Genomic DNA, 14710 nt, shown 5'->3' with positions numbered 1-14710 from the left:
AAATACAGTTGAATAGGGTGGTAAATATGCAGGGTAGATCACACCAGTTACAACCATTTTTTAATTGATACAAGATACCATCTCAGATTTCTCTGTTGCTCCATTTTGTTGGACAAGTCTTCTTCTTAGGTAGTAGTGGTTCGATTAGAACCCATTCAAAGTCTGTTAAACTGCTCGAATAGGGCATTTTCTCTGCTAGTTGGCGATCGCGACTTAGTATAACCTTTCCCTCAAAAGATACGGTTAGGGGTTCTATAAGGGTTTTTTCCAATCTTTTCTAGCAGTGCATCATGGTTAATTCGGTCAAAACATTTGGATATATCAGCATCTAATACATATTTTGATTTGTGATTGATGCTGATGTAGATAGCTGCTATGGCATCATCTGTTGACCGTCCTGGTCTAAAACCATAGCTATTAGGTTCAAATCGTGCTTCCCACTCTGGTTCCATACCTAACTTAACCAAGGCTTGTAACGCTCTGTCGTACATTGTGGGAATGCCTAACGGACGTTTTTCATCTTTTCCTGGTTTTGGTATCCAGACTCTGCGGGTTGGACTTGCTTTGAGGTAACGTGATTTAAGTAGGTACACCAAGTTAAATCTTTGCGTTGGTGGTAGATTCTTGATTCCGTCCACGCCTGCGGTCTTCCGTCCCTGGTTATCCTGTGTCACGCGCCTAACAGCTAGCAACCTAGCATAATAACTTTTGGTTAGAAGTTTTTGGTATTTGCGCATCTTGCTGATTTCACCACGACTGGATGCTTTGTAAATCAACTTTTGTAACTTGTACACGGATTTCTCCACCTGTTTCCAGTTAACGTCCTTCCACTTTAGGTTGGGATTAATAGAAACTTGAGACGGTATATCGTCTGTATCCCATGCCACGCTTGATCAGAATAATTATGATCATGAGAAAAACATTGATTTTTTGAAAGGGATTATATCTTTTAAACCCTTACCCCACAGTACTTTTGAGGCGCTTGTCACCCCGTGAGGGGTAATGGTTTTTATTATCACTAATTATCCAGACATGATATAATTCCCAATATCCGGCTGTTTTTATTGAAAAAATTATGCCTGTAAGATTAAATTGATAAATGTTTACTACAAATAGTTAGGCTATTTCTTCGTAAGCATTTCCTGCGGAATGCTGCGCAAACAGCGGTCAGCTATCAGCTATTAATTCATTGCCCCTTTACAAAAATAACTTCTGACTTCGTTAACGGTAGTCCTGCTCGCGTAATTGTATACACACTCTGATGCTACCGGTTCTGATATCAATATTCAATCTCCCCCACTTCCCTCCTCCTTACAAGGGTAAGTTTTTAAGATTGGACACGGAGACACGAGGACGCGGAGATTGGATAATTGAGTAATTAATTCAATCTACTCGCTCTATTCATTAAAGAAAACCCCCGCGTCCATCTATCTGCGCGTCTCCCCCTCTCCGCGTCTCCGTGTCTCCCCCTCCCCGCGTCCTCTCCACTCAAATTGGAAAAACAAGTCTCCTACTCTGCCACTCTTACCTCTCCTTCTCCACGAGGATCTGCTGCCGCTTCCAACACCCCACTTTCATCCAGCACAACTACATTTGCATTTCCCCAACCATCACGCATTACAATATTATGTCCTCGCTGTTTCAATTCATTCACAGTTGCTTCACTAAACCCTCCCGTTTCCAAAAGTAATCTATCTGGCAACCATTGATGATGAAAACGAGGTGCAGATACAGCTTCGGCAGCATTCATTTGATATTCCAGCACATTTAAAACTACCTGCAACACTGTAGTAATAATTGTACTTCCTCCTGGAGAACCAGTTGCCATAATTAATCGGCCATCCTGTGTCACAATAGTAGGAGTCATACTTGACAAAGGGGTTTTTCCAGGAGCGATCGCATTGGCCTCACCTCCCACTAAACCGTATAAGTTTGGTACTCCTGGAGCGGCAGCAAAGTCGTCCATCTCATTATTTAATAATATTCCTGTACCAGTCGCTACTACTCCAGCACCAAAGCTACCATTAATTGTATATGTCAGACTCACAACTTTGCGCTCTCGATCTACTACGGTCAAATGAGTAGTATCTGGAGACTCCGAAGTATGAAGCTCTAGAGTTTCTGGTGATGCGGGTTGTACTTCAGTGGAGGGTCTGACTTGTTGGAGATTAATAGCTTGACGTTGCTGTTGAGCATAACTACGACTGGTTAATTCTTTGACAGGTACTTGTACAAAATCTGGATCTCCTAAATATTTGGAGCGATCGGCATAAGCAACTCGCATTGCTTCAGTCAGTAAATGAATAGTATCAGGATTTTTATTGTCCCACTCTTGCAAGTTAGTTTCGCCGACAATATTCAATATTTGCAGTAGATGAACTCCCCCAGATGATGGTGGTGACATGGCACAAATTTCTGCTTCTCGAAACTTGCCACAGATAGGTTGACGCCAAATTGGTGTATAATCTTTTAGGTCTTCTAATGTGATTAAACCTCCATTAGCAGCCATATCATTAGCGATCGCTTGAGCAATTTTGCCTGTATAAAAGCTTTGTGGATTTTTCGCTATGGTTTCTAAGGTTTGAGCTTTATCCTTTTGAATTAGTAAATCTCCTGACTGATATGCTTTTCCATCTTTTGTAAATATTTCTCTTGCTGCGGCATTTTTGTTGATTACTTCTAAACGTCTTTCTAATCTATTCACGAAGCGATCGCTTACTTCAAACCCATTCTTGGCATAACTAATAGCTGGTTGTAATAATTCTGACCAAGGTAATTTCCCATAGTTTTTATGAACAGTATATAACCCCGCAACAGTTCCAGGTACTCCTACTGCTAAATGTCCATCTAAACTTGCTCTTTTTTCAATTTCTCCTTGTGAGTTAAGGTACATATTTTGGGTTGCTGCTTTGGGCGCTCTTTCCCGAAAATCTAATGCTTGAATTTTATACTGTTTCTGAGTTTCAGGATTTTCTGGGGGAATTCCTAATAGCAAGAAACCACCTCCACCAATACCTGCGGAAAATGGTTCTACTACTGAAATTGCGAAGGCAGTCGCAATGGCTGCATCTACTGCATTTCCGCCTTTTTGCAGAACTAATTTTCCTGCTTCACTGGCTAAGGGATGAGCTGATGCTACTATACTTTGTTTACTGCGTTTTAATTCTGCTATGGGTGTTACAGATTTTGGAGAGTTTTGAGTACATCCAAATAGTGAAATGGAAATGGTTAGACAAGTGGATAAGAGTATTTGGCTTTTAGTTTTAAGTAATGAAATTTGAGGCATTTAGCAAGTATATAAAATTTATTTTAATTTATAGCAGAAGGAAGAAGGAAGAAGGAAGAAGACCTTACTAAGACTATCCTCTGGCATGAGATGTTGGACTTTTTGGCCTAAAAGTTAGCTAAAATGTTTAGTGGAATAGGCCCTCTGGTAGAAATTCAGCAGAGCTGTTACGCTGTAAAACAGAGTTTAATATTATTCAATAATTCTGTTCCTGATTCAACAATTAATAATTAATAATTAATAATTACCTTTCTTGAAAATTGATGAGATTTATGAAAAGTTTTTTTTTGATTTATTTATTCTTTAAAAGGGAGCCAACTTTTGTAGTAAGACAATTAATAAAGCTTTTATCTTAAACTAAAAGCAATAGCTGAAGTCCGCAGTTCCTCCCCAGGAGGCTGGCTGATGGCTGATGGCTGACGGCTGAATGCTTACGGAAAATTTAGGTTTTAAGCTTTCCCTTTTAAGGGGATAAAATCGAAAAAATTTATTTTGGTCAATCCCTTATTTTAAGGGTTAATTATTAATTATTCATTATTGAATATCCTCATCAAACAATTCTGTCAATTCTGTATCGAAAGTTTGTAGGATATCATTTAATTCAGCCTCTGGACAATATGTAATTAATACATCAAAAACATCTAGCAACTTAGCGGCAGTTTCTCCCAAAGTTGGACTCATTCCCCAAACATCTTGCACCCAGTCTTGAGGACGTTCCTTGTCAAAAATTAACCGTTCTAATAATTGCTTTGCTTCTTCTTTTGATACAGACATGATTGGATTTTTTAATGAAATTAATCTCAATAATTGTATAGCAGAAGGAAGAAGAAATGGGGAGATGGGGAGATGGGGAGATGGGGATCTCCAAAAATATTTGGTAATGGTTGAAGATGGAACATTTTTTTATACCGAATTAAACGCATTTGATATAAGATATTACTTTTGACTTTTGACTTTTGACTTTTGACTTTAGTGAATGGGGAGATGGGGAGTGTGGGAAGAAATATATATCTTCAAATAACTATTCCCTATTCCCTTTCTCATCTAAATATTAGGTGGTAGATAACTTTTTTTGAGCTACAACCTAACTTAATAATTTTAAATAAATAAAATTTTTGGCATTGGTTATTTGAGGTATGATATATTGTCCGGATAAGAGCGCTAATAAAAACTTTCTCTTCTACTACTCTTTCTTCTTATTTCTTCCCCTCCTGGGAGGGGTTAGGGGTGGGTTTACTCCTAAAGAATTAAGATTAATATCACACGCTAATTCAGCAGCGCCAACTTTTTTAACAATTAACAATTACTACAATATTTATGAATATACCTAATTGGATTACTTTTTCCCGTCTTCTGGGGATACCTTTAATTCTTTATACTCTGAAAACTCCCACTAATCAGAATCTTTGGATATGTTTAGTAATATTTTTAATTGCTTCAGTTACAGATTTTTTAGATGGTTATTTAGCACGAAAACTTAACCAAGTAAGCGATCTAGGTAAATTTTTAGATCCTTTAGCAGATAAATTATTAGTATTAGCACCTTTATTAGGATTAATTGAATTAGGTAAAGTACCAGCTTGGGGAGTATTTTTAATTCTAGGTAGGGAGTTAACTATAGCTGGTTGGCGCGTTAATCAAACGCAAATTTCAGGAGCTAATATTTGGGGAAAATTAAAAACAGTAAGTCAAATTATTGCCATTTCTTTGTTAATTGCTCCCTTACCGGAAGTGTGGTCAATTCCAGCTATAATTATGTTTTGGATAGCTGTGGCTTTAACGATAATTTCAGGAATAATTTATCTATGGCCTCATCAAGAAGTTATTCATTAATGGATAATGGATAATGGATAATGGATAATTACCTTTTCCCAAAAGAGAGAGGATTGATCCTTAAGGAAAAAATTTATTTTTTTCCCCTTAAAATGGGAGGCTTTTAATCTGAATTATTTAATTATTAATTATTAATTATTCGGTAATAGTTGAAGTAGATTTTAGGTAAGAATTTCCTACGGAATGCCCTCGCATTCAGCTTGTTAATGAATGAAGCAAGCATTTGTTTAACTTCTACTACATTTTCAACCCATAAATTATTGAAGTACAACAACAACTAGCTTCCTTTAAAGGTAATGAAGCTGATAGCTGACCGCTCAATGCTTAAGGTTTTAGGTAGTAGGTTTTATATAGAATCCGGTTATATAATATATGTTGACAATTCTATAATTATTTCAATCTCTCCTAATTGATTTTTGTAAGCATTCTAAATTTTTACTTTTGACTTTTAACTTAAAAGTTGAAGTGCTAGGTTTTAGGTAGTAGGTTTTAGGTGGTAGGTTTTATATAAAATCCGGTTATATAATATATGTTGATAATTCTGTAATTACTTCAATCTCTCCTAATTAATTTTTGACTTTTGACTTTTGGCTTTTAACTTTTAACTTTTAACTTAAAAAGACTGTAGCCATGTTAATTTTTGGCTTTTGACTTTTGAATTTTAACTTAAAAAGACTGTAGCCATATTAATTTTTGACTTTTGACTTTTAACTTTTGACTTAAAAATGAGTATATTCACACTTCAATCAGTAAAAAAAGACTTTGGCATTAAAGAAGTTTTAAGAGATGCTAACTTCAGTTTAGATGCCAATGATAAAGTTGGTTTAATTGGTACAAATGGTTCGGGAAAATCAACCCTATTAAAAATGATTGCTGGTTTAGAACCTATAGACGGTGGTCAAATTTTGATTAATCAAAATGCCAGAATTATTTATTTGCCACAACAACCAGATTTAGATGAAAATAATACCGTATTAGAACAAGTTTTTTCTGATAGTGGAGAACAAATGTTACTGGTACGAGAATATGAAGAATTATCGGAAAAATTAGCCCATCACCCTGAAGATAATCGACTAATGGCGCGTTTTTCTGAAGTAACTCATGCCATGGATAATACCAATGCTTGGGAGTTAGAAACTAAGGCAAAAATTATCCTCAGCAAATTAGGAATTCAAGATTTTGATGCCAAAGTTGGTAACTTATCTGGGGGTTATCGTAAACGTATTGCTTTAGCAGCAGCTTTACTTTCTGACCCTGATGTTTTGTTAATGGATGAGCCAACAAACCATCTAGATGCTATGTCTGTAGAATGGTTACAAAGTTACTTAAATAGTTTTTCTGGAGGGATTTTATTAATTACTCACGACCGTTATTTTCTCGACCGAGTTACTAATAAAATTATTGAAATAGACCGAGGGGATCTTTTTACTTATACTGGAAATTATTCCTACTATTTAGAAAAGAAAGCTTTATCTGAAGAATCAGTGGTTAGTTCTCAAGGTAAACATCAAGGGATATTACGCCGGGAATTAGAATGGTTGAAGCGAGGACCAAAAGCTCGTAGCACTAAACAAAAAGCCAGGATTCAACGTATAGAAGAAATGCAAGGAACTGAGTTTAAACAAGCTTTAGGAAAAGTGGATATTTCTACTCCTGGTCGTCGAATTGGTAAAAAAGTTATTGAGTTAGAAAATGTTTGTAAGTCCTACGATAGTAGAACTCTAATTAAAGATTTTACTTATGAATTTATTCCTGAAGATAGAGTCGGAATTATTGGTGGTAATGGGGTGGGAAAATCTACTCTAATGGATATTATTACAGGTAGAGTTAAACCTGATTCTGGCAAAGTAGAAATTGGTGGGACAATACATATAGGATATTTTGACCAACATTCAGAAAATTTGCTGGATGCTATGAATGAAAGTCAACGGGTAATTGATTATATAAAAGATGTGGCAGAGTATGTGGAAACTGCTGATGGTACTCAAATTAGTGCGTCTCAAATGTTGGAAAAATTTCTGTTTCCTGGTAATCAACAATATGCTCCTGTATATAAACTTTCTGGAGGGGAAAAAAGACGATTATTTCTATTGAGAGTATTGATGAGTGCGCCGAATGTTTTGATTTTGGATGAACCTACTAATGATTTAGATGTACAAACTTTGGCAGTTTTAGAAGAGTATTTGCAAGAGTTTAATGGTTGTGTAATTGTTGTTTCTCACGACCGTTATTTTCTTGACAGGACTGTAGATAGAATTTTTGCTTTTGAAGGAGTAGGAAATTTACGACAGTATCCGGGAAATTATTCTCTTTATATAGATTATAAAGAAGTAGAAGCAGCAACAAAAAAAGCTGTGGCAGTTGCAGAAAAGTCTCAGGAAATTTCAGTTAAACCCAAAAAATCAGAAAGGGTTTCTTGGGATAAGAATAGGCAAAGAAAATTATCGTCAAAAGAAAAGCGAGAATATGAGAATTTGGAGAAAAAAATTTCTCAGTTAGAAGCGGAGAAAGCAAAGACTGAAAATGAACTTTATAATGCACCTCCAGGAGAAGTAAGTGAAGTTCAAAAACTCCATGAAAAAGTAGAAAGTTTAGAAAAAGAAATAGATACTGCTACAGAAAGGTGGTTAGAGTTAGCAGAAATAAATTCTTAGATGGAGGGTAAATAATCACACTTATTATTCGTAACATTCTTTGTTTTTTACTGCTAAATCCTCAACCACAACAGTTTGATTTTCTCTGATTAGTTGAGTGGGCGCGCTTATGGGTATAGTCAAATCTTGAATCTTTAATTTTTGCGTGTATCCTAGCTACTTTCAGCCTGGCCTTTTGATAGTTATTAGATCCCTTGGTTTTTCTCTTTAGAGACTTCTGAGCTAACCTCAGTTTTTTGTGTAATTTGTTTAGATTCTTAGGGTTAGCAAATGTGTCTCCATCACTGGTAGTAACTAAACTGGTAATTCCGCGCGTCAATACCTACTTGTTTGGTTACTGGGTTCAGCTTTAAATCTCTAGGGTCATTGACTCTCAGAGATACTGACCATCTACCAGAGGGTTCAAGTTTAACTGTAATCGTACTTGGTACACAGTTTTGTGGCAGTTGCCTACTCCATCGGATAGGTAATGGTTCAGCACATTTAGCGATCTGAGACTTGACCATCTTTCCACTTGAACGCTGATTTTGTAAATTCTGCACTACCACCCGGCGCGCTTTTTTTAAAGTTGGGATATTTGGCACGTCCACTAAAGAAGTTGGTAAAAGCTGTTTGTAGATGTCTTAAGCCTTGCTGTAATGGAACACTGCTAACTTCTGTGAGGAAATCTAAATCTTCCTGTTTTTTCCAGTTCGTCAGCATAGCAGAAGTTTGCTTATACCCTACTCGCTCTTTATTTTCATACCAAGCTTGAGTTCTGGCAGCTAAAGCTTTGTTGTAGATTAGGCGTACACATCCCAAAGTCTTCCGCAACAGGTTTTCCTGTTCTGGGGTAGGATAGAACCTAAATTTGTAAGCTTTTTCAACCATCTACTACTACTGACCGAAAATTTTTCAAACTTTAACATATTATGTGTAAAATCACAACATTGATTGGTTTTCGCGGACGACGCTCCCCTTCGGGAGAGCGCGGGTCTCCAACCAACATTGAGATGAGAGTAAAAACGAATGAATTGAGATGAGAGTAAAAACGAAGCCTTTTTTACAAAGGGAAGCTACTGAATGTGGTGCTGCATCTTTGGGTATTATTCTTAAATATTATGGACGTGAAGTTCCTTTAATGGAGTTGCGCGGTAAATGTGGTGTGAGTCGAGATGGTACTAATGCAGGGCAAATTGTGAGAACGGCAAGGGAATATGGTTTAACAGCTAAGGGTGGAAAAAGTACCGTTGAATTCTTAGAAAATACTGATTTACCTGTGATTATTTTTTGGAAATTTAATCATTTTTTGGTAGTAGAAGGTTTTGATAAAAAATTTGCTTATCTAAATGATCCGGCATTGGGTAGGCGCAAGGTTAGTAAGGAAGAATTTGCGAATTCTTACAGTGGTATTGTTTTGCGGATGGAACCGGGGGAAGAGTTTGTTAAAGGAGGAAAAAAAAGAAATTTTATTGCTTATTTAGCTGTTCGTTTACAAAACTCGAAAAATGCTCTGGTTTTTACTTTTATTGCTGGTTTTTTCCTTAGTTTAATTCGCTTAATTATTCCGGCTTTTAGTTTGGTTTTTGTTGACCAAATTTTAGTGGAGGGTTTGCAAGATTTGCTCCGCCCTTTACTTGTAGGAATGGCAGTAACAACGATTCTACAATTTACTGTTGCTAGGATGCAATATATTTTCTTGCGGAAGCTAATTATTAAACTTTCTATTACGATGAATAGTCAGTTTATGTGGCATCTTTTGCGGTTGCCTATGAAATTTTATGCTCAAAGATTTGCTGGAGATATTAGTTCTCGTGCTGCCTTGAATGACCAAACTGTGCAATTATTGAGTCGGGTGGCAAATACTTTAATTGATGCGATAATGTTGGTTTTTTATGCGGTTTTAATGAGTTTTTATAATGGAGTTTTAGCGGGAATTACTATAGTTTTTGGTTTGATTAATGTAGTAGCGTTATATTGGCTCCGAAAATTTCGGATTGAAGCAAGTTTGAATTTGAGCGAAAAAAAAGGAAAGTTATCTGGTTATCTTTTGGGTAGTTTAGGAGCAATTGAAAGTCTGAAGGCGGGTGGTTTAGAATCTTATGTCTTTGCGCGGATTTTGGGAATATATTCTCAGGTGATGAATGAGGAACAAAAGTTAAATATTCAAACTAAAGCTTTAACTCTTTTACCAACATTTTTAAGCAGTCTTTCTTCTACAATAATTTTGGTTTTGGGGGGGTTAACGGTAATGGCAGGGGAAATGAGTATTGGAATGTTAGTGGCATTTCAAACTGTAGCTTCTGGTTTTTTAAATCCTCTGGGCAAATTAATCAATTTTGGCAGTAGTTTACAAGAGTTGAAAGCAAGTTTGGAACGTCTTGATGATGTTTTAGATCATCCTATTGATGAAGATATTGAAATTACTGAAGCTGTAGAAAGTTCTATTTTTGAAGAAGGAAATAAGCTGGAAAAATCAATTCCTGATGCGGTTAATTATGATGCGGAGCAAGATGCTGATACGGAGCAAGATGCTGATACGGAGCAAGATGCTGGTGCGGAGCAAGATGCTATATTTTCAATTCCATATTCCCTATTAAAAGGTAAGGTTGAACTCAGAGATATTACTTTTGGTTATAATCCTTTGAAACCTCCATTAATCGAAAATTTTAATTTGTTGATTAAGCCTGGTTCAAGAGTTGCTTTGGTGGGAAAAAGTGGGTCTGGAAAGTCAACTATTGCTAATTTGGTTTGTGGTTTATATGAACCGAAATTCGGAGAAGTTTTATTTGATGATGTGAGTCGTCAAAAAATTCCTCGGTCGGTCTTAACAAAGTCTGTGGCAATGGTGGCGCAAGATATATTTTTATTTGAAGGAACGATTCGAGAAAATTTAACTTTATGGAATCCAACTATTAGTAATTCTGCTTTAGTTCAAGCTTGTAAGGATGCAAATATTCACGAATTTATTATGACTTTAACTGGTGGTTATGATGCTAATTTGCTGGAAGGTGGGGTGAATTTATCGGGGGGTCAAAGACAACGTTTGGAAATTTCGAGGGCGTTGGTAAATAATCCTAGAATTTTAATTTTGGATGAAGCAACGAGTAGTTTAGATGCGGAAACTGAAAGAATTATCGATCGTAATTTACGTCGTCGAGGTTGTGCTTGTATTGTTGTCGCACACCGTTTAAGTACGATTCGAGATTGTGATGAAATTCTGGTTTTAAAAGAAGGAAAAGTATTAGAAAGAGGTACTCATCAACAACTTTGGAATGAGGGTGTTTATTATCGTGAATTATTAGAAGTTGAGTCAGGAGTCAGGAGTCAACAGGATTTCAATTCAAAAGTCAAAAGTCAAAAGTCAAAAGTAAGAATTAATCAATTCAAAAGTCAAAAGTATGAATTTATTACAAGTCAAAATTTAAAAGTCATATTGAGTAATTTAGAAAATAAAGGAGAACATTATTTCCTGGAAGGTAATCAACCTCTAATTTTTGAATCTCCACAAATTATCTGGTTAGTAAAATCTGGGGAAGTGGAAATATTTTATTCTCTGGAATCAGCGGGAGAATTAATCGGAAATCGTCATTATTTATTTACAGTTAAACCGGGAGAGTTAATTTTTAATTGCGATGCTCAGACTCAAGGCAAATTATTAGGAATTGCTTTGGATAAAGCTGAATTAGTCCAGATTAATCTTACTAATATAGATTTAACTGAAGATTTGAAGAGTTTGTCTATTCCTCTAGTAGAAAAATGGTTAAACCACCTTTTTATAATTCAAAAGTCAAAATTCAAAAGTCAAAAGGATTTCAATTCAAAAGTCAAAAGTCAAAAGGATTTCAATTCAAAAGTCAAAAGTCAAAAGTCAAAAGTAATAATTAATCAATTGAAAAGTCAAAAGTATGACTCCAGTACAAGTCAAAAAGATGAATTTATTGATCCGCTAACCGGGGAGAGTCGCAGTCGCTTGGCGCTGCTCTCGGGCCCCCTCCCTCCTTGCTTTGCTTGCTCACCTCACTGCGACTCCCAGCGCCGCCGCTGCGGGAAGTCCCCCGCGTTCGCGTCGCGTCGTGGCGGCGGGGGCCCATCCCTTGAATAGTCCAAGCAAGCAAGCTTATCACACCCAGACAAAAAATGTCAAAAATCCTTTCTTTCCTCCTGCTGCTTCGGCTATTCGGGCTAGCTACGACAGGCTAGCTACCCTTGGCACGTTATCGTCGAAAATCTGTTATCTGACACGGGGGACTTCTTTTCCCCGAAAGCGGGTTTAGCCCGACGTAGTGGACTGAAACAGCTAAAATGGGGCATATTGTACGTCAGCCCAAAGTGACTATTGCCAACAAAGCGCGATCGCTAAAAATAGAAATAGGCAGTCAGTCTAGGAGCGATCGCTCCTAGACATATCGTCCAATAGATAGTCACGACTTCGGGTTTCTTTACCGATACCTCGTGGCACGCTTTTCAGTGCCGGATGTGTAAACTTTTCCTAGTGACCAACTTTAGATTTGATAACTGTTAACTAAGGAGACATGGGCAGACCAAAAAGAGAATTCAAAGCAGATTATTCGTACCACATTACGACTCGGTGTATTTTAGTCTTGACAAGGCAGTAGTGGCGCGTCAACCTTGAAAGACAGAAAAACGTCTTGACAAAAAGAGCGATCGCTCCACTTCAAAAAATCTTTACTTACCTCTTGATTGAGCAGATATTCTGGAAAAGTCTCTGGCAAATTTTCGACTATCTATATATAGAAGGAAAATTTTCATCTCTTAGGAAAAACGGCAAAAAGTTGAGGGTCTGGTTGAGGTGATCGCTCCTCTTCAAAAAATATCTACTTGTCTCTAGAAAGAGCAAATATCTGGAAAAGTATCTGGCAAATTTTTGACTATCTATATATAGAAGTGAAATTTTAATTTCCTCAGAAAACTGGCAAAAAGTTGAGAGGATGGTTGAGGCGATCGCTCCACTTCAAAAAATATCTACTTATCTCTAGAAAGAGCAGATATTCTGGAAAAGTCTCCCTCGAAATTTTCGACTATCTATATATAGAAATTTTCATTTCCTCAGAAAAAATAGAAGTTGCTCAAACATCCAATCTCGAAAGACTGAAAAATGTTTTGACAAAAAGAGCGATCGCTCCACAAAGAGAAAATATCTACTTACCTCGCTCAAGAGCAGATATTTTCTGGAAAAGTCTCCCTCGAAATTTTCGACTATCTATATATAGAAGGAAAATTTTCATCTCTAACAAAAACTGGCAAAAAGTTGAGAGGATGGTTGAGGCGATCGCTCCACTTCAAAAAATATCTACTTATCTCTAGAAAGAGCAGATATTCTGGAAAAGTCTCCCTCGAAATTTTCGACTATCTATATATAGAAGGAAAATTTTCATCTTTTAAGAAAACTGGCAAAAAGTTGAGAGGATGGTTGAGGCGATCGCTCCACTTCAAAAAATATCTACTTATCTCTAGAAAGAGCAGATATTCTGGAAAAGTCTCCCTCGAAATTTTCGACTATCTATATATAGAAGGAAAATTTTCATCTTTTAAGAAAACTGGCAAAAAGTTGAGAGGATGGTTGAGGCGATCGCTCCACTTCAAAAAATCTCTAGTTATCTCTAGATAGACTAAATATTCTGGAAAAGTATCTGGCAAATTTTTCACTATCTATATATAAGAGTGGAATTTTCATTTGCTCAGAAAACTGGCAAAAAGTTGGGGGGTAGGCAAGAGGCGATCACTCCACTTCAAAAAATCTCTACTTTCCTCTAAAAAGAGCAGATATTCTGGAAAAGTCTCCCTCGAAATTTTCGACTATCTATATATAAGAGTGAAATTTTCATTTGCTCAGAAAACTGGCAAAAAGTTGGGGGGTAGGCAAGAGGCGATCGCTCCACTTCAAAAAATCTCTACTTTCCTCTAAAAAGAGCAGATATTCTGGAAAAGTCTCCCTCGAAATTTTCGACTATCTATATATAAGAGTGAAATTTTCATCTCTGAAATTTGCTCCGAAACAGTTTATGGAAGGTATAACTACTAAACCAGATTTAGTTAAGATTTTGGGTAATCGTAAAATCTCCTACTGAGATTACTATTAAAGTCAATACTGGAAAATCAAAAATTCTTGCCAAATTAAATCCTTTGTGGTTTGATGGTAAATACTTACCCAGTTTATCCCTTATATATATGTTCCGAAACAGTTTATGAAAGATACAAATACTGAACCAGATAAAGTTGGTACAACAGAAGCAGCTTTTCTTCTAAATATTTCTACTGCTAGACTCAGGTTACTTCTCAGGCAAGGTCGTCTCAAAGGAGCCAAAAAAGTCAAAAGGTTTTGGGTAATTCCTTTAAATCGTCGAGGAATGCCAGAAATTACTCCAGGTCGTCGAGGTCCTCAAGGAACTTGGAATAAAGGATTCCGTACAGGCAATACTTTTATCCATGTGCTACGAAAAGAAATTGACTATAACCGAGACAACGGTACATCTCTTCCAGCAATTTCTGTCAAACAAGGAGGTAAAAACCATCACTGCCACGAAGTAGAAATTCTGGGAAATTGCAAAATTGTCTACCGACCTCATAAACCTAACAAGAGTCAAGCAGGTGGTGCCCGCCTGTGGATTGAGACAGAGCCTGAAGTTGAAATTATTCGCAAATATTTCCGAGATAGGGAACTAGACGAAAATGAACCCCAAGATGCTAGTTAATTTAGAATCTGATTTTTAAATTTAACTAATATTTAAAATAAATATATTAGATAGTGGTGTCGGCTTGTTTCACTTTGAGGCTGGCATTGTAGATTGTTATGCAAGTAATTAGACATCTCCAAAAATTGATAAGATGCCTCTATCATTTGACTTCAGGCTACTTAAAATGTCAAATATAGTTGCGTAATTTTATGACAGAATAGGTAATTAATTTTGCATAGGTACTTATTACTCGACTTGTT

Annotated in this window: 10 protein-coding genes and 2 pseudogenes; 7 read left to right on the top strand and 5 right to left on the bottom strand. The window is 36.5% G+C overall.

What is annotated here, in order from left to right; all coding sequences use genetic code 11:
- Nucleotides 1–251: 251 nt before the first annotated feature.
- From F6K18_RS31500 to F6K18_RS31490, 3 genes and pseudogenes are all read right to left on the bottom strand, one after another.
- A pseudogene (locus F6K18_RS31500) lies at nt 252–887 on the bottom strand (reverse transcriptase N-terminal domain-containing protein); the annotation flags it as partial.
- Between the two features lie 623 nt (nt 888–1510).
- Nucleotides 1511–3286 (bottom strand): gamma-glutamyltransferase, encoded by a 1776-nt coding sequence (gene ggt / locus F6K18_RS31495; RefSeq protein ID WP_287526824.1) that lies wholly within the window; start codon nt 3284–3286, stop codon nt 1511–1513.
- A gap of 534 nt (nt 3287–3820) precedes the next feature.
- A complete protein-coding gene (locus F6K18_RS31490) occupies nt 3821–4060 on the bottom strand; it encodes a hypothetical protein (protein WP_287526823.1) in 240 nt (79 codons plus the stop codon).
- Between F6K18_RS31490 and F6K18_RS31485 the strand changes: the two genes are divergently transcribed.
- From F6K18_RS31485 to F6K18_RS31475, 3 genes are all read left to right on the top strand, one after another.
- On the top strand, nt 4059–4232 hold the full coding sequence (locus F6K18_RS31485; protein WP_287526822.1) for a hypothetical protein: 174 nt from the start codon (nt 4059–4061) through the stop codon (nt 4230–4232). The genes F6K18_RS31490 and F6K18_RS31485 overlap by 2 nt on opposite strands.
- 371 nt (nt 4233–4603) lie before the next feature.
- Nucleotides 4604–5119, top strand: a complete 516-nt coding sequence (gene pgsA / locus F6K18_RS31480; protein ID WP_287526820.1) for a CDP-diacylglycerol--glycerol-3-phosphate 3-phosphatidyltransferase — start codon at nt 4604–4606, stop codon at nt 5117–5119.
- Nucleotides 5120–5844: 725 nt separating this feature from the next.
- Nucleotides 5845–7773: an ABC-F family ATP-binding cassette domain-containing protein gene (locus F6K18_RS31475; protein ID WP_287526819.1), complete on the top strand. Its 1929-nt coding sequence runs from the start codon at nt 5845–5847 to the stop codon at nt 7771–7773.
- Nucleotides 7774–7815: 42 nt separating this feature from the next.
- On the opposite strand, the pseudogene F6K18_RS31470 reads toward F6K18_RS31475, so the two are convergent.
- Nucleotides 7816–8643: pseudogene (locus F6K18_RS31470) on the bottom strand (RNA-guided endonuclease InsQ/TnpB family protein); the annotation flags it as partial.
- A gap of 148 nt (nt 8644–8791) precedes the next feature.
- Between F6K18_RS31470 and F6K18_RS31465 the strand changes: the two are divergent.
- Entirely contained in the window at nt 8792–11857 is a 3066-nt protein-coding gene (locus F6K18_RS31465) for an NHLP family bacteriocin export ABC transporter peptidase/permease/ATPase subunit (protein WP_287526817.1), read from the top strand.
- A gap of 493 nt (nt 11858–12350) precedes the next feature.
- Here the strand turns inward: F6K18_RS31465 and F6K18_RS31460 are convergent, their stop codons facing one another.
- On the bottom strand, nt 12351–12488 hold the full coding sequence (locus tag F6K18_RS31460) for a hypothetical protein (RefSeq protein ID WP_287526815.1): 138 nt from the start codon (nt 12486–12488) through the stop codon (nt 12351–12353).
- A 208-nt stretch (nt 12489–12696) separates the two neighbouring features.
- On the opposite strand from F6K18_RS31460, the gene F6K18_RS31455 reads away from it, so the two are divergent.
- The 3 genes from F6K18_RS31455 to F6K18_RS31445 all read left to right on the top strand — a co-directional run bounded on the left by F6K18_RS31455 (nt 12697) and on the right by F6K18_RS31445 (nt 14468).
- A complete protein-coding gene (locus F6K18_RS31455; protein WP_287526814.1) occupies nt 12697–13080 on the top strand; it encodes a hypothetical protein in 384 nt (127 codons plus the stop codon).
- Nucleotides 13025–13384: a hypothetical protein gene (locus tag F6K18_RS31450; protein WP_287526812.1), complete on the top strand. Its 360-nt coding sequence runs from the start codon at nt 13025–13027 to the stop codon at nt 13382–13384. The genes F6K18_RS31455 and F6K18_RS31450 overlap by 56 nt, the downstream gene beginning before the upstream one ends.
- A gap of 577 nt (nt 13385–13961) precedes the next feature.
- On the top strand, nt 13962–14468 hold the full coding sequence (locus F6K18_RS31445; protein WP_287526810.1) for a DNA-binding protein: 507 nt from the start codon (nt 13962–13964) through the stop codon (nt 14466–14468).
- The last annotated feature ends 242 nt before the right edge of the window (nt 14469–14710 follow it).

This window comes from Okeania sp. SIO2C2 (genome assembly GCF_010692625.1).
In the GTDB taxonomy this organism is placed as follows: Bacteria; Cyanobacteriota; Cyanobacteriia; order Cyanobacteriales; family Microcoleaceae; genus Okeania; species Okeania hirsuta.
The sequence above is the reverse complement of the archived record's forward strand: the minus strand, read 5'-3'. Positions and strand labels throughout refer to the sequence as shown.